The 23096-nt window shown below is 67.8% G+C and carries 24 protein-coding genes; 19 read left to right on the top strand and 5 right to left on the bottom strand.

Annotated elements, in window-relative coordinates:
• The first annotated feature begins 3 nt into the window (after window positions 1-3).
• From ftsW to G6N67_RS35535, 11 genes are all read left to right on the top strand, one after another.
• Window positions 4-1608: a putative lipid II flippase FtsW gene (gene ftsW, locus G6N67_RS35585; RefSeq protein ID WP_036439095.1), complete on the top strand. Its 1605-nt coding sequence runs from the start codon at window positions 4-6 to the stop codon at window positions 1606-1608.
• A complete protein-coding gene (gene murG / locus G6N67_RS35580) occupies window positions 1605-2771 on the top strand; it encodes an undecaprenyldiphospho-muramoylpentapeptide beta-N-acetylglucosaminyltransferase (protein ID WP_051579137.1) in 1167 nt (388 codons plus the stop codon). The genes ftsW and murG overlap by 4 nt, the downstream gene beginning before the upstream one ends.
• On the top strand, window positions 2768-4225 hold the full coding sequence (gene murC, locus G6N67_RS35575; protein ID WP_036439097.1) for a UDP-N-acetylmuramate--L-alanine ligase: 1458 nt from the start codon (window positions 2768-2770) through the stop codon (window positions 4223-4225). Before murG ends, murC begins: the two co-directional genes overlap by 4 nt.
• Entirely contained in the window at window positions 4222-5175 is a 954-nt protein-coding gene (locus tag G6N67_RS35570) for a cell division protein FtsQ/DivIB (protein WP_036439099.1), read from the top strand. The genes murC and G6N67_RS35570 overlap by 4 nt, the downstream gene beginning before the upstream one ends.
• A 194-nt stretch (window positions 5176-5369) precedes the next feature.
• Window positions 5370-6524: a cell division protein FtsZ gene (gene ftsZ, locus G6N67_RS35565; protein ID WP_036439100.1), complete on the top strand. Its 1155-nt coding sequence runs from the start codon at window positions 5370-5372 to the stop codon at window positions 6522-6524.
• Window positions 6525-6567: 43 nt separating this feature from the next.
• Window positions 6568-7281, top strand: a complete 714-nt coding sequence (gene pgeF, locus G6N67_RS35560) for a peptidoglycan editing factor PgeF (RefSeq protein ID WP_110798647.1) — start codon at window positions 6568-6570, stop codon at window positions 7279-7281.
• A gap of 14 nt (window positions 7282-7295) precedes the next feature.
• The gene (locus G6N67_RS35555; RefSeq protein ID WP_036440460.1) at window positions 7296-8111 is read left to right on the top strand and encodes a YggS family pyridoxal phosphate-dependent enzyme; all 816 of its coding nucleotides are present in this window, start codon (window positions 7296-7298) and stop codon (window positions 8109-8111) included.
• Window positions 8108-8749, top strand: a complete 642-nt coding sequence (locus G6N67_RS35550) for a cell division protein SepF (RefSeq protein ID WP_036439102.1) — start codon at window positions 8108-8110, stop codon at window positions 8747-8749. Before G6N67_RS35555 ends, G6N67_RS35550 begins: the two co-directional genes overlap by 4 nt.
• 152 nt (window positions 8750-8901) lie before the next feature.
• Window positions 8902-9192, top strand: a complete 291-nt coding sequence (locus G6N67_RS35545; protein ID WP_036440463.1) for a YggT family protein — start codon at window positions 8902-8904, stop codon at window positions 9190-9192.
• A gap of 208 nt (window positions 9193-9400) precedes the next feature.
• Entirely contained in the window at window positions 9401-10225 is an 825-nt protein-coding gene (wag31, locus tag G6N67_RS35540; protein ID WP_036439103.1) for a DivIVA-like cell division protein Wag31, read from the top strand.
• Window positions 10226-10271: 46 nt separating this feature from the next.
• Window positions 10272-10685: a hypothetical protein gene (locus tag G6N67_RS35535; protein ID WP_036439104.1), complete on the top strand. Its 414-nt coding sequence runs from the start codon at window positions 10272-10274 to the stop codon at window positions 10683-10685.
• Here the strand turns inward: G6N67_RS35535 and G6N67_RS35530 are convergent.
• On the bottom strand, window positions 10682-11356 hold the full coding sequence (locus G6N67_RS35530) for a phosphoribosyltransferase (RefSeq protein ID WP_036439105.1): 675 nt from the start codon (window positions 11354-11356) through the stop codon (window positions 10682-10684). The two genes, G6N67_RS35535 and G6N67_RS35530, sit on opposite strands and share 4 nt — an antisense overlap.
• Before the next feature lie 34 nt (window positions 11357-11390).
• Window positions 11391-12128 (bottom strand): type 1 glutamine amidotransferase, encoded by a 738-nt coding sequence (locus tag G6N67_RS35525; RefSeq protein WP_110798648.1) that lies wholly within the window; start codon window positions 12126-12128, stop codon window positions 11391-11393.
• 58 nt (window positions 12129-12186) lie between these two features.
• Between G6N67_RS35525 and G6N67_RS35520 the strand changes: the two genes are divergently transcribed.
• Window positions 12187-12555, top strand: coding sequence for a DUF2784 domain-containing protein (locus tag G6N67_RS35520; protein WP_036439107.1), 369 nt, complete (start codon window positions 12187-12189; stop codon window positions 12553-12555).
• On the opposite strand, the gene G6N67_RS35515 is transcribed toward G6N67_RS35520, so the two are convergent.
• Together G6N67_RS35515 and G6N67_RS35510 are read right to left on the bottom strand one after the other, a co-directional pair.
• The gene (locus tag G6N67_RS35515) at window positions 12537-13199 is read right to left on the bottom strand and encodes a response regulator (RefSeq protein ID WP_036439109.1); all 663 of its coding nucleotides are present in this window, start codon (window positions 13197-13199) and stop codon (window positions 12537-12539) included. The two genes, G6N67_RS35520 and G6N67_RS35515, sit on opposite strands and share 19 nt — an antisense overlap.
• Window positions 13192-14856, bottom strand: a complete 1665-nt coding sequence (locus tag G6N67_RS35510; RefSeq protein WP_081812760.1) for a sensor histidine kinase — start codon at window positions 14854-14856, stop codon at window positions 13192-13194. Before G6N67_RS35510 ends, G6N67_RS35515 begins: the two co-directional genes overlap by 8 nt.
• A gap of 139 nt (window positions 14857-14995) precedes the next feature.
• On the opposite strand from G6N67_RS35510, the gene G6N67_RS35505 reads away from it, so the two are divergent.
• From G6N67_RS35505 to G6N67_RS35490, 4 genes are read left to right on the top strand one after another with little or no spacing between them, the layout of a single operon-like run.
• Window positions 14996-15925 carry a Bug family tripartite tricarboxylate transporter substrate binding protein gene (locus tag G6N67_RS35505; RefSeq protein ID WP_230023041.1) on the top strand — a complete coding sequence of 310 codons (930 nt, stop codon included), beginning with the start codon at window positions 14996-14998 and terminating at the stop codon, window positions 15923-15925.
• Window positions 15922-16443 carry a tripartite tricarboxylate transporter TctB family protein gene (locus tag G6N67_RS35500; protein WP_036439112.1) on the top strand — a complete coding sequence of 174 codons (522 nt, stop codon included), beginning with the start codon at window positions 15922-15924 and terminating at the stop codon, window positions 16441-16443. Before G6N67_RS35505 ends, G6N67_RS35500 begins: the two co-directional genes overlap by 4 nt.
• Window positions 16444-17985 carry a tripartite tricarboxylate transporter permease gene (locus G6N67_RS35495; protein WP_036439113.1) on the top strand — a complete coding sequence of 514 codons (1542 nt, stop codon included), beginning with the start codon at window positions 16444-16446 and terminating at the stop codon, window positions 17983-17985.
• Window positions 17982-18371, top strand: coding sequence for a universal stress protein (locus G6N67_RS35490; protein WP_036439115.1), 390 nt, complete (start codon window positions 17982-17984; stop codon window positions 18369-18371). Before G6N67_RS35495 ends, G6N67_RS35490 begins: the two co-directional genes overlap by 4 nt.
• 12 nt (window positions 18372-18383) lie before the next feature.
• On the opposite strand, the gene G6N67_RS35485 is transcribed toward G6N67_RS35490, so the two are convergent.
• On the bottom strand, window positions 18384-19148 hold the full coding sequence (locus G6N67_RS35485) for a GntR family transcriptional regulator (RefSeq protein WP_051579139.1): 765 nt from the start codon (window positions 19146-19148) through the stop codon (window positions 18384-18386).
• Window positions 19149-19300: 152 nt separating this feature from the next.
• Here G6N67_RS35485 and G6N67_RS35480 point away from each other — a divergent pair, with 152 nt between their 5' ends.
• From G6N67_RS35480 to G6N67_RS35470, 3 genes are read left to right on the top strand one after another with little or no spacing between them, the layout of a single operon-like run.
• A complete protein-coding gene (locus G6N67_RS35480) occupies window positions 19301-21121 on the top strand; it encodes an ABC transporter permease (RefSeq protein WP_036439117.1) in 1821 nt (606 codons plus the stop codon).
• A 26-nt stretch (window positions 21122-21147) separates the two neighbouring features.
• A complete protein-coding gene (locus G6N67_RS35475; protein WP_235684084.1) occupies window positions 21148-22251 on the top strand; it encodes an ABC transporter ATP-binding protein in 1104 nt (367 codons plus the stop codon).
• Complete coding sequence (locus G6N67_RS35470; protein ID WP_051579140.1) at window positions 22248-23096, top strand: inositol monophosphatase family protein; 849 nt, start codon at window positions 22248-22250, stop codon at window positions 23094-23096. The genes G6N67_RS35475 and G6N67_RS35470 overlap by 4 nt, the downstream gene beginning before the upstream one ends.

Raw genomic sequence — 23096 nt, 5'->3', positions numbered from 1 at the left:
GTCGTGGGCAACCTGCTGACCCGGTTGCGTCGCGGCAACGCCGACGCCACCGAGCCACCTGAGGGAGCCGCGCCGTCCGGGGCCGACGGCAGCTCCGAGGCCGCCGCGACAGCCAAGGCGCCCCGCACGCGGTTCGGCGTCTGGCTGGGCCGCCCGATGACCTCGTTCCACCTGATCATCGCGGTCACGGCCCTGCTCACCACCCTCGGTCTGATCATGGTGCTGTCCGCGTCGGGCGTGTACTCGTACGACTTCGACGGATCCCCGTGGGCCGTGTTCGGCCGCCAGGTGATGTGGACCGTGCTCGGGCTGATCGCCTTCTACATCGCGCTGCGCATGTCGGTCAAGACGCTGCGCCGGCTGGCCTTCCCGGGCTTCCTGCTCACCATCGTGCTGCTGATCCTGGTGCTGATCCCGGGAATCGGCAAGGTGGCCAACGGTTCTCGCGGATGGTTCGTCTTCGCCGGGTTCTCGATGCAACCCTCTGAGCTGGCGAAGATCGCGTTCGCGATCTGGGGCGCGCATCTGCTGGCCGCGCGTCGCATGGAACGTGCGTCGCTGCGCGAGATGCTGATCCCGCTGGTGCCCGCCGCGGTGATCGCGCTCGCGCTGATCGTCGCGCAGCCCGACCTCGGGCAGACGGTGTCGCTGAGCATCATCCTGCTGGGCCTGCTGTGGTACGCGGGCCTGCCGCTGCGGGTGTTCCTGTCGTCGATGGCCGCGGCCATCGTCTCGGCCGGTGTGCTCGCGGTGTCGGCAGGCTACCGCTCCGACCGCGTGCAGTCCTGGCTCGACCCCGCTTCGGACTCACAGGGCATCGGCTACCAGTCCAAGCAGGCCAGGTTCGCGCTGGCCAACGGCGGGATCTTCGGTGACGGCCTCGGTCAGGGCACCGCGAAGTGGAACTACCTGCCCAACGCCCACAACGACTTCATCTTCGCGATCATCGGCGAGGAGCTCGGCTTCATCGGCGCGCTGGGCCTGCTCGGGCTCTTCGGGTTGTTCGCCTACACCGGCATGCGGATCGCGCGCCGCTCGGCCGATCCGTTCCTGCGCCTGCTGACGGCGACCACGACACTGTGGGTGGTCGGCCAGATGTTCATCAACGTCGGCTACGTGGTCGGCCTGCTGCCGGTCACGGGTCTGCAGTTGCCACTCATCTCGGCTGGTGGATCATCGCAGGCGACAACGCTTTTGATGATGGGCCTGATCACCAACGCGGCGCGCCACGAACCCGAGGCGGTGGCCGCGCTGCGGGCGGGACGTGATGACCGGATGAGCCGGCTGCTGCGGCTGCCGCTGCCCGAGCCCTACGTGCCGACCCGGCTCGAGGCCGTGCGCGACCGCCTGCGCACCCGCAAGGCCGTGGCACCCCGCACGCCCGCCAAGCCGCCGCGCAAGGCCGATCGCAAGCCGGCCCGCAAGCCCGAGCGGAAGCCCGAGCGCCGCGGAGGCGCCGCCGAACGACGCAAACCCCATGCGGCTGACCGACGCGTACGCCAGCCAAGGCATCATGGAACCGGCCAACCCGGGGTCAGGCAACCTCGGACGCCTCAACGCCAACAGGGTCGTCGGGCCCGCACATTGGAAGGTCAGCGTCACGCGTGAGCGCGAGTTCGTCTCCTCCGGGTCAGGAGCGTAGCGACCAGGGGATATCTGTCGTACTGGCCGGTGGTGGCACCGCCGGTCACGTCGAACCTGCGATGGCGGTCGCAGATGCCCTGCGTGCGCTCGACCCGCAGGTGCGCATCACCGCGCTCGGCACGCAGCGTGGGCTGGAGACCCGGTTGGTTCCCGCGCGCGGCTACGACCTGCAACTCATCACGCCCGTGCCCCTGCCCCGCAAGCTCTCGGGAGACCTGCTCAAGCTGCCGCTGCGGGTGCGCCGGGCGATCCGCCAGACCCGCTCGGTGCTGACCGAGGTCGACGCCGACGTGGTGGTGGGGTTCGGCGGCTACGTGGCGCTGCCCGCCTACCTCGCGGCGCGGCGCGGGGTGATGCGGCGGGGGCGCGCGGTCCCCGTGGTGGTGCACGAGGCCAACGCGAGCGCCGGGTTGGCGAACCGGGTCGGGGCCCGGTCCGCGCAGCGCGTGCTGTCGGCGGTGCCGGATCCGGGACTGCGCCGCGTCGAGGTGGTCGGCATGCCGGTGCGCCAGACCATCACGTCGCTGGACCGCGCGGCGCTGCGTGCGGCGGCGCGCGCGGAGTTCGGCTTCGCCGAGGACGCCAAGGTGCTGCTGGTGTTCGGTGGCTCGCAGGGCGCCCAGTCGATCAACCGGGCCGTCGCCGGGGCAGCGGAAGCCCTTGCCGCCGCCGGTGTTTCGGTGCTGCACGCACACGGTCCGAAGAACACGCTCGAGCTGCCGCAGCAGGCATCGGACGCCGCGCCGTACGTCGCGGTGCCGTATCTGGATCGCATGGATCTCGCTTACGCCGCAGCCGATCTGGCGATCTGCCGGTCCGGCGCGATGACCGTGGCCGAGGTGACGGCGGTCGGACTGCCCGCGGTGTACGTGCCACTGCCCATCGGCAACGGCGAGCAGCGGCTCAACGCCCTGCCCGTGGTGGCTGCCGGCGGTGGGGTGCTGATCGATGACGCCGATCTCAGCGCCGAGTTCGTCGCCGACACCGTGACGGGTCTGCTCACCGACGATGCCCGGTTGGCCGACATGACCGCGGCGGCCGCCCTCTCGGGCCACCGCGATGCCGCCGAGCAGGTGGCCAAGGTGGCCCTGGATGTGGCGCGGGCCGGACGAAAGAAGTTGCGGTGAACGGTAATTCGCTACCCGAGGAACTGCAGCGCGTGCACATGGTCGGCATCGGCGGGGCCGGGATGTCGGGTGTGGCCCGGATCCTGCTCGACCGTGGCGGTCAGGTGTCGGGTTCGGACGCCAAGGAATCGCGCGGCGTGGTGGCGCTGCGGGCCCGCGGCGCCGAGATCCGGATCGGGCACGACGCGTCGTCGCTCGACCTGCTGCCCGGTGGGCCGACCGCGGTGGTCACCACGCACGCCGCGATCCCGAAGACCAACCCCGAACTGGTCGAGGCACGTCGGCGCGGGATCCCGGTGATCCTGCGGCCCGTGGTGCTGGCCAAGCTCATGGCGGGTTACACCACGGTGATGGTGACCGGAACCCACGGCAAGACCACGACCACGTCGATGATCATCGTGGCGTTGCAGCACAGCGGTTTCGACCCGTCGTTCGCGGTCGGCGGCGAGCTGGGGGAGGCCGGCACCAACGCGCACCACGGCAGTGGCCGGTGCTTCGTGGCCGAGGCCGACGAGAGTGACGGCTCGTTGTTGGAGTACACGCCCGACGTCGCGGTGGTGACCAACATCGAGGCCGACCATCTGGATTACTTCGGCAGCGAGCAGGCCTACACCGCGGTGTTCGACTCGTTCGTCGAGCGTATTGCGCCGGGCGGGGCGCTCGTGGTGTGCACCGACGATCCCGGTGCGGCCGCGCTGGCCGACCGCACCGAGGCGCTGGGCATCCGGGTGCTGCGATATGGCAGCACGGGCACCGACCTGGCAGGCACGTTGGTGAGCTGGGATCAGCAGGGCACGGGCGCGGTCGCGCACATCCAGCTGGCCGCAGAGCCGCATCCGCGCGCGATCCGCTTGGCGGTGCCGGGGCGGCACATGGCGCTCAATGCGCTGGCGGCCGTGTTGGCCGCAGTGCAGGTGGGTGCGTCCGCCGAAGCGGTACTCGACGGGTTGGCCGGGTTCGAGGGCGTGCGTAGGCGTTTCGAGTTGGTCGGCACGACCGACGGCGTGCGGGTGTTCGACGACTACGCGCACCACCCGACCGAGGTGCGCGCCACCCTGGAGGCCGCGCGGACGGTTGCGGACCAGACCGGTGGCCGCTCGATCGTGGTGTTCCAACCGCATCTGTATTCGCGGACAAAGACTTTCGCGCGCGAGTTCGGTGCGGCGCTGAGTTTGGCCGATCAGGTGTTCGTGCTGGATGTCTATGGTGCGCGTGAACAGCCGATCGGTGGGGTCAGCGGCGCCACGGTGGCCGATCATGTCACCGCGGAGGTCACCTACGTGCCGGACTTCTCGGCCGTGGCCTACCGGGTGGCCGCCGCGGCCCGCCCCGGGGACGTGGTGCTCACCATGGGCGCGGGCGACGTGACCATGCTGGGCGCCGAGATCCTCACCGAGCTGCAGATCAAGGCGAATCGCAACGCGCCGAGACGGTCGGACGCGGGTCCGTCGTGACCGGGCCGGATCCTGACGGCGGCCCCGAGGGTACCGCTGCCGAATCCGGCCAGACCGAGCCAACGGCGGAACCCACCGAGTCGACCGAGACCACGCCCGGCGGTCCGCCGGCACTGGCGGCCGCGTCGGCGGACTACGAGGGGCCGCGCCGGCGCGCGCGGCGCGAGCGCGAGGAGCGGCGGGCTGCGCGCGACCGGGCCATGGCGATCGAGCAGGCCCGCCGAGAGGCCAAGCGCCGCGTCGTGGGCGGTGCCGCGGAGTCGTCGAAACCTGTTGCGTCCGGCGCTCTTCGGGGCGTCAAGGTGCTGGTGTGGACCGCGCTGGCCAGCGTGCTAGCGGTGGCGCTGGGCCTAGTGCTGTACTTCACCCCGATCATGTCCGCGCGCAACGTCGTGGTCAGCGGGTTGGCCGTGGTCACGCAGGAGGAGGTGCTGGCCACGGCCGCCGTGCCGCGCGGAACTCCGCTGCTGCAGATCAACACCGACACGGTCGCCGAGCGGGTGGCGACCATCCGCCGCATCGCCAGCGCGCGCGTGCAGCGCGAGTACCCGTCGACGCTGCGGATCACGGTGATCGAACGGGTTCCGGTGGTGGTCAAGGACTATCCGGACGGGCCGCACCTGTTCGACAAGGACGGTGTCGATTTCGCGACCGCGCCACCACCGCCGTCGCTGCCGTATCTGGACGCCGACAACCCGAGCCCGAGCGATCCCGCGACGCGGGCCGCGCTCGACGTGATGCAGGCGCTGCCGCCCGACGTCGTCGTGCAGGTAGGCCGGATCGCGGCGCCCTCGGTCGCGTCGATCACGTTGACGCTCACCGACGGTCGGGTCGTGGTGTGGGGGACCACCGACCACACCGACGAGAAGGCGATGAAGCTCGCGGCGCTGTTGACCCAGCCCGGGCACACCTACGACGTCTCGAGCCCGGACCTGCCGACGGTCAAGTGACCCCTTCGGGTGATCCAGGTCAACAAATTGCCCGCCGGCTTGTCGGCGCGCCTGCCGCGATACCTCGGGTTGTCGCCCTACCGTTCTGTTTGCGCGGAACTACTTGACATAACTCTAAGCCTATGGTTGAGGTTGAGGGTTTGCCGGGAACCAGTTCGGTGCCACGAACACCCAACCAGGGAGGAAGACGATCCATGACCCCCCCGCATAACTACCTGGCAGTGATCAAGGTGGTTGGTATCGGCGGTGGCGGCGTCAACGCCGTCAACCGGATGATCGAGCAAGGCCTCAAAGGCGTCGAGTTCATCGCGATCAACACCGACGCGCAGGCGTTGTTGATGAGCGATGCCGACGTCAAGCTCGACGTCGGCCGTGACTCCACCCGTGGTCTGGGTGCCGGCGCCGATCCCGAAGTGGGCCGCAAGGCGGCCGAGGACGCCAAGGACGACATCGAGGAACTGCTGCGCGGCGCCGACATGGTGTTCGTCACCGCGGGTGAGGGCGGCGGCACCGGAACCGGTGGGGCGCCGGTCGTGGCGACCATCGCGCGCAAGCTCGGTGCGCTGACCGTCGGCGTAGTGACCCGGCCGTTCTCGTTCGAGGGCAAGCGGCGCAGCAATCAGGCCGAGGCGGGTATCACGGCGCTGCGCGAGAGCTGCGACACACTGATCGTGATCCCCAACGACCGGCTGCTGCAGATGGGCGACGCCGCGGTGTCGCTCATGGACGCGTTCCGCAGCGCCGACGAGGTGCTGCTCAACGGCGTGCAGGGCATCACGGACCTGATCACCACACCGGGCCTGATCAACGTGGACTTCGCCGACGTCAAGGGCGTGATGAGCGGGGCCGGTACAGCTCTGATGGGCATCGGTTCGGCACGTGGTGACGGCCGCGCGCTCAAGGCCGCCGAGATCGCGATCAACTCGCCGCTGCTGGAGGCTTCGATGGAGGGCGCGCAGGGCGTGCTGCTGTCGGTCGCGGGCGGCAGCGACCTGGGCCTGTTCGAGATCAACGAGGCGGCATCGCTCGTGCAGGATGCCGCGCATCCCGAGGCCAACATCATCTTCGGCACCGTGATCGACGACTCGCTGGGCGACGAGGTGCGCGTGACCGTGATCGCGGCAGGCTTCGAAACCACCGGGCCGAGCCGCAAACCCGTGGTCGGCCCGGGGCAGGCCCCGACGCAGCCGATCGCCTCGGCGCGTGCGGGCAAGGTCACCACGTCGTTGTTCGAGCCAACGGACGCGGCCAGTGTGCCCGCCCACACCAACGGCGCGACCGTGAGCATCGGCGGTGACGGCGGTATCGCGGACGACGATGTCGACGTCCCGCCGTTCATGCGGCACTGAGTCGGCTCCGGGTCCGCGGACGCCAGATTCGGATACTGGGATTGTGAGTGTTCGCATACGCCGGGTGACCACCACCCGCACCGGTGGTGTCTCCGCACCGCCGTACAACTCCTTCAACCTCGGCGACCACGTGGGCGACGATCCGGCGGCCGTCGCCGCCAACCGCAAGCGGCTGGCGGCGGCGCTCGGTGTCGACGCGCTCGTGTGGATGAACCAGGTCCACGGGGACCGCGTGGTCAGTGTCGACGGTCCGCTCGACACCGCCGTCGATAATGCCGACGCTTTGGTCACCACGACCCCTGGTTTGGCATTGGCGGTGGTGACCGCCGATTGTGTGCCGGTATTAATGGCCGACGCGCGCGCGGGTGTGGTCGCGGCAGCCCATGCCGGCCGGGTCGGCGCACAAAAAGGCATCGCGGTGCGCACGCTGGAGTCCATGCTGTCGCACGGTGCGCATGTCGAGGACGTCTCGGTGCTGCTCGGCCCGGCGGTGAGCGGCCGCAACTACGAGGTGCCCGCAGCCATGGCCGACGAGGTCGAGGCGGCGCTGCCCGGCAGCCGCACCACGACAGCCAAGGGCACGCCAGGTCTGGACCTGCGGGCCGGAATCGCCCGGCAGTTAACGGCTTTGGGGGTCAAAGCGATCGACATCGATCCGCGGTGCACGGTCGACGACCGCAATTTGTTCAGCCACCGCCGGGATGCCCCGACCGGTCGGCTGGCATCGGTGGTGTGGATGGAATCGGCCGTGCGATGAGCACCTGTCAGTACATGCAGAACGCCGACCGGGTGGGTGAGCTGACCGCCAAGCTTGGGGCGGCGCGAGCCCGGCTGGCGCATGCGGCCGAGGCGGCCGGACGAAATGTCAATGACATCGAATTACTTCCGATAACAAAATTCTTTCCGGCCTCCGATATTTTCATTCTCCATCAATTGGGTTGTCACGCATTCGGTGAATCCCGCGAACAGGAAGCGGCGAATAAAGTCGCGACCGTGCGTGCCGAATTACCCGATGCGACGGTTCGCTGGCACATGGTCGGGCGCATCCAGCGCAACAAGGCCAAGGCTGTTGCGAGTTGGGCGTATGCCGCGCATTCGGTCGACAGTCAGCGGCTGATCACCGCGCTGGACCGGGCCGCGACGGCGGCGCTGGCCGCGGGTACGCGCGCCGAGCCGCTGCGCGTCTACCTTCAGATCAGTCTCGACGGTGACACCGAACGGGGTGGCATCGACGTCGGGTCACCCGATCTGGTCGACGAACTGTGCGCGGCCGCAGACCGGGCCGACGGCCTGACCTTCGTCGGACTCATGGGAATTCCGCCGCTCGAAGTGGATCCCGACGACGCGTTCGCGCGGTTGGCCGCCGAGCGCGACCGGGTGCAGGCCGACTACCCGCAGCGGCTCGAGTTGTCGGCCGGGATGTCCAGCGACCTTGAGATCGCGGTGAAACACGGTTCGACGTGTGTGCGTGTCGGTACCGCGCTAATGGGAAAACGGCCGCTAACGTCTCCCGCAGTAGTCACACCAGTCACATCTTCATCACAGACATCACCACCCCCACGGTCAGCAGAAGGGTCGCCGAGATGAGCACACTGCACAAGGTCAAGGCCTACTTCGGCATGGCGCCGATGGATGACTACGACGACGAGTACTACGAGGACGACGACCGTGGCGCGGCACGCAGCTATGCCCGCAGGCCCCGTGAAGAGCGCTTCGAGGACGACGGCTACGGCTACGAGGGCCGCGAATACGACGAGGGCCCGGCCTACCGCGGTGGCAACTACCCGGGTGGTTTCGCCGACGAGTCGCGGTTCGAGCCCCGGATGCGTGGTCCGCGCGAATTCGACCGTCCCGCACCGCGTCTGGGCACCCTCGCCGGATCCACGCGAGGTGCGCTCGCAATGGACCCGCGCCGCATGGCCGAGCTGTTCGAAGCGGGCAGCCCGCTGTCGAAGATCACCACGCTGCGGCCCAAGGACTACAGCGAGGCGCGCACCATCGGCGAACGCTTCCGCGACGGCACCCCGGTCATCATGGACCTGGTGTCGATGGACAACGCCGACGCGAAGCGGCTCGTCGACTTCGCCGCGGGCCTGGCCTTCGCGCTGCGCGGCTCGTTCGACAAGGTCGCGACCAAGGTGTTCCTGCTCTCACCCGCCGACGTCGACGTCAGCGCCGAGCAGCGGCGACGCATCGCCGAGGCGGGCTTCTACTCCTACCAATAGCGTCGAGTAGCGTTCCGTAGCTCCTAAACCGCCGGTCACCCGGCCCCACCGCGGGGCCGGGTAGGCTGGCGGCGTCGCATTGCGGCTGACATGGTCAGCGCCGGCGACCTGTATCCAATGTCACACACCTGCCTGTAGTGAGGTCGGCTCAGTTGTCGCTGCTCTTCGAGATTCTGTTCTTCGCGCTGTTCATCTTCTGGCTGTTGCTGATCGCGCGGGTCGTGGTCGAGTTCATTCGCTCGTTCAGCCGCGACTGGCATCCCAAGGGACTCACCGTGGTGATCCTTGAGGTCATCATGACGGTGACCGATCCGCCGGTGAAGCTGCTGCGACGGCTCATTCCGCAGCTCACCATAGGTGCGGTGCGGCTGGATCTGTCGATCATGGTGCTGCTGCTCGTGGTGTTCATCGGAATGCAGGTCGCGCTCAACGCCGCCAGCTGAGCAGCGGCTCGCCGGATGCGTCGACCCTGGCCCGATCCGGGTTTGCCGGACTTACCACAATCGCGTAAGAAGATTGAAATTCGCTCTTAAAAATTGGCCTCCACTGCAACCCTCGGGTCTGGTGTGACAGGATGGACGCCAGTTGCGTTCAAACAAGGCTTTACACTTTGAGATCGGTTGACGGTCCAAGACTTCAAGGGGGCAGACAATGCCGCTCACACCGGCGGACGTCCACAACGTCGCGTTCAGCAAGCCGCCCATCGGCAAGCGCGGCTACAACGAAGACGAGGTCGACGCCTTTCTCGATCTGGTTGAGAACGAGCTGACCCGGCTCATCGAGGAGAATGCCGACCTCCGGCAGCGCGTCGCCGAGCTCGACTCCGAGCTCAGCTCGGCCCGGGCAGGGGGAGGCGGTGCGCAGCCGACGCAGTCGATCCCGCTGTACAGCGAGCCCGAGCCCGAGCCGCAGCCGGTGTACGAGCCCCCGGCTCCTGCACCCGCGCCTGCCGCCGCGGCCGCGGCCCCTGCGAGCGAGGACACCGCGGTGCGCGCCGCGCGCGTGCTGAGCCTGGCCCAGGACACCGCCGACCGGCTCACGAGCACGGCCAAGGCGGAGTCGGACAAGCTGCTCGCCGATGCCCGCGCCCAGGCCGACGCCATGGTCAACGATGCGCGCAAGACCGCCGAGACCACGGTGTCGGAGGCACGCCAGCGCGCCGACGCCATGCTGGCCGACGCGCAGACGCGTTCGGAGACCCAGCTGCGCCAGGCGCAGGAGAAGGCCGACGCCCTGCAGGCCGACGCCGAGCGCAAGCACTCCGAGATCATGGGAACCATCAACCAGCAGCGCACCGTGCTCGAGGGCCGGTTGGAGCAGCTGCGGACGTTCGAACGCGAATACCGCACGCGGCTCAAGACCTACCTCGAGTCGCAGCTCGAGGAGCTCGGTCAGCGCGGCTCGGCAGCACCGGTGGATTCCAGCGCCAACAACGATGCAGGTGGGTTCGGCCAGTTCAACCGGGGCAACAACTGACACCGGTTGACACCGCACGCTGGCCTACCACACCTGGGGTTGAACAATGCTGATCATTGCGCTTGTCCTTGCTGTCATCGGCCTCGCCGCGCTGGTGACCGCTGTGGTCACCAGCAATGAGTTGATCGCCTGGGTGTGCATCGGTGCAAGCGTCATCGGCGTGATCCTGTTGATCGTCGACGCGCTGCGGGAACGGTCCCGGGGTGCGTCCGCGGGACAGTCGGCCGCGAGCGTGTCGGACTCGGGAGAAGCCGAGGCCGTGGATTACCCGGACGAGGAAGAACCCGAGGTGCCCGCGGGCGGCGGGGTGTCCGACGACACGGCCGAGATTCCGCGCGAGGACCACGACGACGAGGCGCTCGGCGAAACGACCGCCGACGACACGTCGGACGGCGTCGACGAGAGCGCCGAGGTTTCCGACGATGCCGCCGACGACCAGAAGAACGAGCAGAAGAACTAGTCGACGGTCGGTGTCGCGAGCAGTTCGCGCACTTCGTCGTCGCTGACCTGGTGGAAGTCGGCGAACGCCTGGCCAACCGATTCGAACTCGGGTGGGCTGCTCGCACAGATCACCTCATCGGCCTCCCTGCGCAATTCCCGGCACACCGACGCGGGTCCGACCGGCACGGCCACGACCAGTCGCGCGGCAGTGCGAAGCGCACGCAACGCGGCGATCATGCTCGAGCCGGTCGCGATTCCGTCGTCGACCAGGATGACGGTCCGACCGGTGACGTCGAGCGGCGGCCGGTCACCGCGGTACGCGCGTTCCCGGCGGGCCAGCTCGACCCTTTCCCGTCCGATGGTGTTGTTGACGTCCTGCTCGCTGATGCCCAACCGGCGGACCAGGTCGTCGTTCACCAGCACACCGCCGCCCGAGGCCAGCGCGCCCATGGCCAGTTCCTGCCAGTTCGGCACCCCGAGCTTGCGCACCAGGAACACTTCGAGCGGCGCGTTCAGGAACGATGCCACTTCCCAGCCGACCGGGATTCCGCCGCGTGCAAGCCCGAGCACCAACAGGCCGGGAGTTCCGCGGTAGGACACCAACTTCTGGGCCAGAACCTGGCCGGCCTCGCGGCGGTCCTGGAACACTCCTCCGGCGGCTCGTCGGACGAGTCCGCCCCATCCGCTCATGGTGTGGGTGGTCGCAGTCGGTGAACTTCTGAATTCAGCCTACGTCCGCGGCGGGGGCCTGGGCTACCTGCGCCAGGAACCCGTGCACCAGGCGGCGGATCCGGATGCGCGCGTCCGTGACGAGTTCGGTTGTCCGCATCCGCAATTGGTCATGCGTCCGGCCGATTCCGGCGGCCTCGCCGTCGCGGTCGTCGGCCAGCCACAGCTCCAGCAGCGCGGTGTCCAGCTCCGGGTGGAACTGCAGTGCCAGCGTCCGCCCGAGCACGAAGGCCTGCGACGCCGCGGCGGTCCTGGCGATCTCGGTGGCCCCGGGTGGCACCGTCCACCGGTCGAAGTGCCACTGGAACCAGGGTCCGCCCGGGATCAGGCCGGGTTCATCGCTGGTGACGTCATACCAACCGATCTCCGGGGTGTTCGACCTGCTGACCGAGCCGCCGTAGGCCTGTGCGATCAGCTGGCCGCCGAAGCACACGCCGAGCACTCCCACACCGGTGTCGGCGGCCTGGCGCACCATATTCATCTCGTCGTCCACCCAGGCCGCGCGCAGTGCCTCGTCGTACACGGGCCAGCGCGCACCGAGCGGCACGATCACGTCATAGTCGGCGGGGTCGGGAAACCGCACCGGCATGGCCGGCTGGTCCACCCGGTCGGCCGGAACCACCGTGAAGGTCTCGATGTCGAACCCACAGTCGCTGAACGCCTCACCCAACAAGGCTTCGGTCGCGATCGGATCGTTGTAGATGAACAAGACTCGGGGCGCCACGTCCGCCATTATCTCGTGACCGCCGTGACGGGTGCATAGTCGGGTTGGGTACCAGTGAGGAGGCGATATGGCGGTTCTCTTCACACTGATCGTTGCCGTGACGGTCACGGTGCACTTCACCTTCATCGCCTATGTGGTGCTGGGCGGTTTCCTGGCGTGGCGCCTGCCGCGCACCCTTGTCCTGCACGTGGCCGCGGTCGCGTGGGGTGCGGCCGGGTTGGCATTGGATCTGCCGTGTCCGCTCACCGACGTGGAACGATGGGCGCGGGCCGGCGCGGGGATGGCGCCGTTGCCGCCCGACGGTTTCATCGCCCACTACCTGACCGGGGTCGTGTACCCGGCGAGCTGGGCGACCGCGGTGCAGCTGGCAGTGTTCGCAACCGTGGTGATGTCGTGGGTGGTGGCCGTGCGGCGCCGTCAGCGCGCGGTGCGGTAGCGCCGTTCGGGCCGCCCCGCGCCGTACTGCAGGCGCAGCTCGAGGGCCCCGGTGGCCAGGTAGTGCTCCAGATAGCGGCGTGCGCTGACCCGGGAGATTCCGACCAGGTCGGCGCATTCGGTCGCCGACACCTCCCCGGCGTCGCGGACCGCGTCCAGCACGAGCTTGCCGGTCTCCGCTCCGAGGCCCTTCGGCAACACCTGGGTGGCGGCCGCCGGACCCCCGAACAGGGTGTCGATCAGCGACTGGTCGGCGCCACGCGCCGAGGCCAGTGCGTCGGCGCGCGCCGCGAACGCCGCGAGCTTCGCCCGCAACTGGTCGAATTCGAACGGCTTGATCAGGTAGTCGGCCGCGCCGCCGTCGAGCGCGCCACGCACGGTGTCGATCTCCCGCGCGGCGGTGATCATGATGACGCCGACGGGATGGCCCGCCGACCGCAGCCGTTGCAGCACCTCGAGTCCGGTCATGTCGGGTAGGTAGACATCGAGCAGCACCAGGTCGGGTTTCAGCTCCTCGACCGCGGACAACGCTTCGGTTCCGTTGCGCGCCAAGCCAACCGGGCGAAACCCGTCGACGCGTTCGACGAACCGGCGGTGGATCTCGGCCACCATGAAGTCGTCGTCGACGATGAGCACGTCACGCATGGGCGGCCCGTCTCGCGACGGCGGCCTGCGGTAACCGGACCACGAACATGGCGCCGCCGTCCGGGGCGTCGGTGACCTCGATCGTGCCACCGTGCTGCGCGCTGACCAGCCGCACGAGGGCCAGCCCGATGCCCCGGCCACCCGGCACGTCGGGTTTCGAGGTGACCCCGCGGGAGAAGATCGACTCCCGAAGATGCTCGGGCACACCGGATCCCGAGTCGGACACGGCCAGCTCGAGCCCGGCCGCGTCGGTCACGCGGACCTGCACAAGCGCAGGCTCGGCGCCCACCGACACGTCCACCGCGTTGTCGATCAGATTGCCGAGCAGCGTGATCACGTCGGTGGCGAGCGCCGGGTCCAGCGCCGCGAGGTGGCTGTCGGGCGTGATGGCCAGGGTGACGCCGTTCTCGGCGGCCAGCGAGATCTTGGCGATCAGCAGCGCGGCCACGGCTGGATCGGAAACATGTTGGGTGACAGCGTCGTTGATCTCGGCGCGACGCCGGGTGAGGGTTCCGACCAGATCGTGCACCGCGTCGAACTCGCCGAGCTGGACGAGCCCGGAGATGGTGTGCAACTGGTTGGCGAATTCGTGGGTCTGGGCGCGCAGGGTGTCGGTGACACTGCGGTGCGACGACAACTGTGACTGCAGCGCGGCGAGTTCGGTGCTGTCGCGCATGGTGGTGACGGTACCGATGCGCCTGCCCTGGCTGCTGGCCGCCCTTCGGTTCAGCGCGAGTACCCGGGTTCCGGTCGCGATCACGGCATCGTCCTCGTCGGGACGGCCCTGTTCACCCGACAGCAGGAAGTCGACGACGGCCCGGTCCAGGCCGATGTCGTCGACCCGGCGGCCGATCGCGCCGGCACTGACGCCGAGCAGTTCGGCCGCGCTGTCGTTGAGCACCGTGATGACGCCGTCGGTGCTGACCGCCACCACGCCTTCGCGGATGCTGTGCAGCAACGCTTCCCGATGATCGGCCAGGCTCGCGATCTCGGCGATGTCGAGGCCGCGCGTGTGCCTGTTGATGCGCCGCGACAACAGCCACGACGCCACCAGCCCGAGTACCGCACCCAGTCCGAGATAGATCAACAGCCGTTCGCCGGCACCGCCGAGCAGTTCCCACACCGACGGATACCGTTCGCTGACCGACACGACGGCCAGCACCGCGCCATCGCCGGCGAGCACGGGAACCTGCCCGACGAGGCTGTGCACGCCACCGATGTCGCTGTCGCCGAACCAGGCCCGGCCTTCGTCGACGCGGCTCGGGCCGAGGTCGAGGCGTTGACCGAGCCGGCCGGGGTCAGAGGACACCCGCACCAGGCCGGCCGGATCCGCGATCTCGGCCAGGCCTGCGCCGGACAGCGCCACCGCGCGGTCCACGTCGGGTGCGAGCACCTGCGCCGCGAGCGGGTCGGCGTAGCGGTCGCGCACGATCGGTGTGGACGCCAGGTTCTCCGCGACCGCGATCATGCGCTGGCCGCGGACATCGCGAAACTCACGCGTGGACTGGGCCACCGACACCGCTGCCACGGCGATCAACACCACCGCCACCACCAGCAGTTGGAACACCAGGAAGCGGCCGGCCAGGCTGCGGCTGCGCAGCAGGCGGGCAACGCCGGACGGTGAACTCAATGACCAATACTTCCTTTGCGTTCTCATCGGTGACGTGGCTCACTTCGTGATTCAGTATTGCTGAGCATCACACGTCAGTGTTTTCCGGACTCGGTGATTGGGGACTGCTGTGAAGTTCAGACGATTGTGCGCGGCCGTACTGGTCGCTCTCGTCGCGGCGGCATCGATGACCGCATGCGGGGTGACGCGCGGCGGCGACGAGAGCCGCGGGCTGCACCGGCTGCGCATGATGGTGCCGAACAGCCCGGGCGGTGGCTATGACCTGACCGCGCGAACCGCGGTGAAGATCATGGAAGACACCGACATCACCGGGCGGATCGAGGTGTTCAACGTGATCGGCGCGGGCGGCACGGTCGCCATGGCCCGGTTGATGAACGAGAAGGGCAACGACGACCTCATGATGATGATGGGGCTCGGCGTGGTCGGCGCGGTGTACACCAACGGATCGTCTGCCCGCGCCTCCGATGCCACGGCTCTGGCCAAGATGGTCGAGGAGCAGGAAGGCATTCTGGTTCCCGGTGATTCGCCGTTCCGGACCATCGGAGATCTGGTGGCCGCGTGGAAGGCCGATCCGGCCAAGATCACGATCGGTGGTGGATCGTCGCCCGGCGGCCCCGATCACCTGTTCCCGATGGAGACCGCACGTGCGGTCGGTGTCGACCCGCGCAAGGTCAACTACGTCACCTACGACGGTGGCGGCGATCTGCTGACGGCCTTGCTGGGCAAGAAGATTGCCGCGGGCACGACAGGACTCGGCGAGTTCGTCGACCAGATCGAGGCCGGCCAGGTGCGCGTGCTCGCGGTGTCGGGCAAGGAACGCGTCAAGGGCGTCGACGCGCCGACCCTCACCGAGGCCGGAATCAACCTGACCTTCACCAACTGGCGCGGAATCCTCGCTCCGCCAGGCATTTCCGACGACGCCCGCAAGGCGATGGTGAAGGCGCTCGAGGAGCTGCACGCGACCGATCAGTGGAAGGAGGCCCTGGTCAAGAACGGCTGGAGCGACGCGTTTGTGACCGGGCCCGAGTTCGAACAGTTCCTCACCGACCAGGACAACCGCGTCTCCTCGACGCTGAGCGAATTGGGATTGCTATGAGCGACGAGAAAGCGGTCGGGGAGACCCCGGAGAAGCGGGTGGACAAGGCCCAGTATCTGGTCTGCGTCGTGATGGTGGCCGTCGGTGCGTTCCTGATCTACGACGCGCTGACGCTGACCGCGGGTTTCGCGAAGGTCGACCCCGTGGGGCCCAAGTTCTTCCCGGTGGCCATCGGCGCCGTGCTGATCGTGCTCGCGGTGATCCTCGCGATCGCGATTCCACGCGGATCGGTCGGTGAGGCCGACGCCGGCGAGGACGTCGACCCGAACTCACCGGGGGACTGGCGCACGGTCGGGTTGCTCGTGGGCCTGTTCGTGCTGCTGATCGTGTTGGTCAAGCCGTTGGGCTGGGCCATCGCCGGGGCGCTGTTCTTCGGCGGCGCGGCGACCATCCTCGGCAACCGGCACTACATCCGCAACATCGCGATCGGCGCGGTGCTGTCGGTCCTGACCTTCTACGGCTTCTACTCCGGGCTCGGAATTCCGCTGCCCGCAGGCATTCTGGACGGGATTCTGTAAATGGGAAACTTCGACTGGTTGCTGCAGGGGTTCGCCGAGGCGGCGACTCCGATGAACCTGCTGTACGCCTGCATCGGCGTGCTGCTGGGTACCGCCGTGGGCGTGCTGCCGGGCATCGGCCCGGCCATGACCGTGGCGTTGCTCCTGCCCGTCACCTACAACGTCAGCCCCAGCGCGGCGTTCATCATGTTCGCGGGCATCTTCTACGGCGGCATGTACGGCGGATCGACGACGTCGATCCTGTTGAACACGCCGGGTGAATCGTCGTCGGTCATCACCTCGATCGAGGGCAACAAGATGGCCAAGGCCGGTCGCGCGGCCCAGGCGCTGGCCACGGCGGCCATCGGATCGTTCGTCGCGGGGGCGATCGGCACCGCGCTGCTGGCGGCGTTCGCCCCGCCGATCTCGCGCTTCGCGGTCACGCTCGGTGCCCCGTCCTACCTCGCGATCATGCTGTTCGCCCTGGTCGCCGTGACCGCGGTGCTCGGCGCGTCCAAGCTGCGCGGGGCCATCTCGCTGTTCCTGGGCCTGGCCATCGGCGTCGTCGGCATCGACTTCCTGACCGGTCAGCCGCGGGCGACGTTCGGGTTGCCGCTGCTGTCCGACGGCATCGACATCGTGGTGATCGCGGTGGCGATCTTCGCGCTGGGCGAGGCCCTGTGGGTCGCCGCGCACCTGCGTCGCCGCCCGGCCGACGTGATCCCCGTGGGTAGGCCGTGGATGAGCAAGCAGGACTGGGGACGGTCGTGGAAGCCGTGGCTGCGCGGCACCGCATACGGGTTCCCGTTCGGCGCACTGCCTGCCGGCGGTGCCGAGCTGCCGACGTTCCTGTCCTACATCACCGAGAAGAAGCTCTCCAAGCATCCCGAGGAGTTCGGCAAGGGCGCGATCGAAGGGGTGGCGGGGCCCGAGGCGGCCAACAACGCGTCGGCCGCAGGAACCCTGGTGCCGATGTTGTCGCTGGGGCTGCCCACCAACGCCACCGCGGCGGTCATGCTGACGGCGTTCGTGTCCTACGGGATCCAGCCCGGCCCAACTCTTTTCGAGAAGGAACCGCTGCTGATCTGGACGCTGATCGCGAGCTTGTTCATCGGCAACTTCCTGCTGCTGGTGCTCAACCTGCCGCTGGCGCCGATCTGGGCCCGGCTGCTGCGCACCCCGCGGCCCTACCTGTACGCGGGCATCCTATTCTTCGCGACGCTGGGCGCGCTGGCTGTCAACGTGCAACCGCTGGATCTGGCGCTGCTGTTGGTGTTCGGGTTGCTGGGCCTGATGATGCGCCGATTCGGGTTGCCCGTGCTGCCGTTGATCATCGGCGTGATCCTCGGGCCGCGCATCGAACGGCAACTGCGCCAGAGCCTGCAGCTCGGTGGCGGCGACTGGGGCAGCCTGTTCACCGAGCCGGTCGCGATCGTGACGTATGTGCTCATGGCGATCCTGCTGCTGATGCCGCTGGTGCTCAAGCTCATGCACCGCAGCGAGGAATCCCTGTTGATCGTCGAGGACGACGCGGATCAGAAAGAGAAGGCGGGCAACCTATGATCGTCGTCGGCTACAGCGCGGACATGTTCGGCCAGGCCGCCATCGAGCACGCCATCGCGGAGGCCAAGCTGCGCAACACCAGCCTGCTGGTGATCAACGCGACGTCCGGTGAGTCCTACGTCGACACGAGGTTCGCCCGCTCGGGCGAGGTGCACGACGTCGAGGAACACCTGGCCGAGAGCGGCGTGGCGTTCGAGCTCGAGCAGAAGGTCGGGGTTGACGTGGCCGAGGTGCTGCTCGACGCGATGGACCGGCCCGACGCCGAGTTGCTGGTGATCGGCGTCCGGCATCGCAGCCCGGTCGGCAAGCTGCTGCTCGGCAGCGTTTCCCAGCGGCTGCTGCTCGAGTGCGCGAAGCCGGTTCTGGCGGTCAAACCCCGCGGCTAGTCACGCCGAAACTCACCGCTTGGTCGAGACCGACGTCATGCGGTACAGCGTCGGGTGGTAGAAGTTGCGCGAGTAGTTGGTGAACTCTCGCGAATCGTCGTAGACGCGAAGGTGTTCCGAGAGGATCGGGACGCCGGCCTCGATGCCGAGCAGGGCAGCCTGCTCGGTGGTCGGTAGGCATGCGATGACCTCCTGGCGCACCATCGCCGCGGAATGTCCGATCCGTTCCCAGTATTCATCCATGCTGCGATCGGTGAGCTCGTCCACCCGCGGTTCGGGAAATGCCGCCGGGAAGTAATTCTCCATCACCGCGACGGGAAGGTCGTTGGCCAGCCGAAGCCGGACGATGGTCCGCAGCGGCGTGCCGATGGGGAACCCGGTGAGGTCGGACAGGGCCCGGTCGGCATCGCAGGCATCGACTCGCAGCACGCGTGTGGCCGGCTTTCGATCAGCGGCTGCCAGTTCGGCGTAAAGGCTGCGGATACCCGGTTTGTCGATGCCCGGCGCGGCGGCGATCCGGGTGCCCACGCCTCGGACGCGGACGATCAGGCCCTTGTCGATCAGGTAGTCGATGGCCCGCCGCAGCGTGCCCCGGGCGACGCGGAAATCCTGTACGAGTTGCGGCTCGGCAGGCAGGAAAGAACCCGGTGGGAGGCTGCCGCGTCTGATCCCGCTTTCGATCTGATCGATCACCTGCACGTAGAGGGGGAGCGACACCGACTGGTCGACGGGTACGAAGCCGCTGGTAGCGCTCGGTTCGGCGGCGCTGTGGGTCACCTGGCCATGCTAAGCCAGGACGGGACGCCGGCCGGTGAGGGCGGCCGCTGAATGTTCCGCGGGGTGATGTACATCTCTCTCCAGATGTGTCACTATGACAAGACATCCACTTTTATGGATGTCTTGCGTGCAGAGAGACGAGGACGCCTTCCTTGAGTGTTTTGACTCGGCTGTCGGACAGTCCACCCCGCCGAGGTCTGGGCTACCGGGCACGTGTCGCCCTACGCAACCCGACCACCGCGATCGGCGCGCTGGCGCTGGTGCTGTTCGGTTACCTGATCGCGGTTCCCATCGTGGTGTTGATGGTCGACGGCTTTCGCGTCGAACGTGCGGATGAAGGCATCACGCGCAAGCTCACGGGTGAACCGACCACCTACTACCTGTGGCGCGTGCTGCGCTCGCCGACGGCGGTCGACATCTTCTGGACGCCGCTGTGGAACACCGTGGTGATCGCGTTCTTCTCGGTCCTGCTGGCCTTGGCCGTCGGCGGCGTGGCCGCCTGGTTCATCGCGCGTAGCAACATCTTCGGCAGAAAATGGTTCGCCACCGCGTTGATCGTGCCGTACATGCTGCCGTCGTGGACGTTCGCGCTGGCGTGGACGACGGTGTTCAAGAACCGAACCGCGGGTGGTCAGGCCGGCTGGATGGAGCAGCTCGGTTTCGTGCCACCGGATTGGCTGGCCTACGGACGGCTTCCGATCATCGTCATCTTCACCATGCACTTCTCGCCCTTCGTGATTCTGCTTGTGGGAAATGCGCTCAGGCGCTTCGACTCTCAACTTGAGGAGTCCGCACGGATGCTCGGTGCGAACCGCTTGGCGGTGATGTTCACCATCGTCGTGCCGATGATGCGCCCCGCGCTGATCTCGGCCACCACTCTGATCCTGGCCAAAGTGCTCGGTGAATTCGGTGTCGCCTACATCCTTGGATTGCCCGTGGGGTTCGACGTGCTCGCCACGTCGCTGTACCGCAGCATCGCCTCCGATCAGACGGGTGTCGCGGCGATCCTGGTCGCGGCGATCGTGTTGATCGGCTTGGTGTCGCTGTGGGTGGACGTGCATTTCCTCAACGAGGCCCGACGATTCGTCACGGTCGGCGGCAAAGGTGCGCTGAACAGGACAGCGGACCTGGGTCGGTGGCGAGCCCCGGCCACGATGTGGTGTGTGGCGTTGTTCGGCGTCAGCGTGGCGGTGCCGATCACTGTGCTGTGCCTGTCGACCGTCATGAAGGTGCCCGCGGAGTTCGCGCCACACAACTTCACACTTCAGTACTGGATCGGGCGGGATCTGAACACACCGGCCTTCCCGGACGGCATCCTGGTGAGCCCCAGCGTGTGGAGTGCCGCCTGGAACAGCTTCTGGATCGTCGGCGTCGCATCGGTCTGCGCGGGCATCCTGGGGCTGCTGGTCGGCTACGTCGTGGTCCGGTCGGAATCCCGGCTCCTGTCAACCGTTCTGCGGCAGTTGACCTTTCTGCCCTATCTGGTGCCGGGCATCGCGTTCGCCGTCGCCTACATCACGTTGTTCGCGGTTCCGAGAGGGCCCATACCGGCGTTGTACGGCACGACGACGATCCTGCTGCTGATCTACCTGGCCGATCAGATGCCGTTCGCGTCGCGCGCGGGCATCTCGGCGATGATGCAACTCGGCCGCGACCCGGAGGAATCGGCACAGATCATGGGTGCCGGATGGCTGCGGCGCATGGGCACGGTCGTGGTGCCCATTCAGAAGGGTGCGTTGGCGGCGGGCATCCTGATGCCCTTCATCTCCGGGCTCAAGAGCCTCAGCCTGGTCGTGATCCTGGCCGTCCCCGGTGGCGATGTGTTGACCACGTTGGCAATTCGCCTGGTGGACTTCGGTTACACGCAGTCAGCCAACGGTGTCGTGCTCATCGTCGCGGCGGTGGCATTCCTCGGCACGTATTCGATTCAGAAACTCCTCAAGACGGACCTCGCGAGCGGATTGGAAGGATAGCGATGCCACAGATCAGGCTTCGGGACGTGGAGAAACACTACGGCGGTGATGGACCACAGGCGGTCTCGACGTTGAACCTGACCATCGAAGACGGCGATTTCATGTGCATGCTCGGGCCTTCCGGTTGCGGCAAGACCACCACCCTGCGCATGATCGCCGGGCTCGAACACCCCACGTCCGGGTCGATCTCGGTGGGGGACACCGTGATGGATTCGGTTGCCGAAGGAACGTTTGTGCCTGCCGAGCGCCGCGGCATGGGGCTGGTCTTCCAGACCTACGCGCTGTGGCCGCATCTCACGGTGGAGAAGAACATCGCCTACGGTGTGAGGCTTCGCAAACTGGCGAAGGCGCAACAGCGGACACAGGTCGCGGCGGTGATGAAAACCATGGGCATCGAGCGCTACGGCGACCGCTACCCGTCCCAGCTGTCCGGTGGGCAGCAGCAGCGGGTGGCGTTGGCGCGCATGCTTGCGGTCAACCCCGATGTGATGCTGCTCGACGAGCCGTTGTCCAATCTCGACTCCAGACTGCGTCTCGAGATGCGCGCCGAATTGGGGCGCATCCATCGCGAGTTCGGATCGACAGTCGTCTTCGTCACCCACGATCAATGGGAGGCCATGACCTTGGCCACGAGGATCGCGGTCATGTTCGAGGGCAGGCTGCAGCAGCTCGGTACGCCGACCGACATCTACGATCGGCCGGCCAACCGGTTCGTCGCCGAGTTCCTGGGCAACCCGCCGATGAACATCATCGAACTGGGCACCGAGAGTCCCGACACCGAGGCGCGGCGGGCAGCCGCGTATTACGTCGCAACCGCGTCCGGCGCAACGGACGTGGCGTCGGTCGGGTTCAGGCCGGAGGCCGTGCGGGTACTGGACAGCGCGCCGCTGCGCGCGGGAATCGCGCTGAACGCAGACGTGTCCGCGCTCCTGCCGACGGGCGGCAGCTGGATCATCGAGACCGTTCGCGACGGCCAACGCTTCTTCGCCGTCAGCACGGACAAACCCAATCTCACTGTGGGCCAGCCGGTATGCCTGTTCGCCGACGCGGCAGACACCCATGCCTTCGATCGCGACGGTCGCCGGGTGTATGAACTGGACCACGCACAGACCGAGGTGAGCACACGATGACCGGCTACGGATCCACGCAGTTGATGACGCTCGCGATGTCTGCCGCACGCGACGTCGCGCCCATGCTGCTGGACGGCTTCCGCAGCGATCTCGATATCAGCACCAAAGCCGACTTCCACGATCTGGTCACCGAATACGACAGTGCGGCCGAGCGCCGGATCGCCGAACTGTTACTGGCCGCGAATCCCGAGTCGGCCATCGTCGGCGAAGAGGGCGGGCGCACGGGCGAGGCCCGCCTGACGTGGTATGTCGACCCGATCGACGGGACCGCGAACTTCGCGCGCGGCATCGCTTTCTGGTGTGTGTCGATCGGGGCCACGGTCGACGGCGAGCGGGTTGCGGGCGCGGTGTACGACCCGGTCGCGGACCTGATGTTCCACGCCGATTCCTCGGGGGCCTTCCTCAACGGAAAGCCGTTGCACGCCAGAGGGTTCACCGAACCGTCGCGGTCGACGATGCTGGCCCACTTTCCGATGCCCGCCGACCTCGATGCCGACGAACAGTTCGCCTTGACCGAGTATGCGATGCTGTTGCGTGCCTATTCCGCGGTGCGCAACAAGGGGTCGGGTGCGCTGAGCCTGGTACACGTGGCCGCGGGATGGGGCGACGTGACCCTCAATTTCGGTACCAATGCATGGGACGTGGCAGCGGGTAGCTTCATCCTCGAACAGGCCGGCGGCACCTACCTTGCGTACTCCGACGGATCCCGCGTGCAGGGGCGCGACGCCTTCCTGGCGCCGCACTACCTCGGGCTGGTCCGCGACGCCGATACGACGCTGGTCGAACCGGTGCTGCGTAAGGGTTCGGTGATCCGGGACCAGCATGCACGGCAGGCAGCGCGATGA

Source organism: Mycolicibacterium mageritense, assembly GCF_010727475.1.
Taxonomy (GTDB): Bacteria; Actinomycetota; Actinomycetes; order Mycobacteriales; family Mycobacteriaceae; genus Mycobacterium; species Mycobacterium mageritense.
Note: the sequence above shows the minus strand (reverse complement) of the source record. Positions and strands in the feature narration are given on the sequence as shown.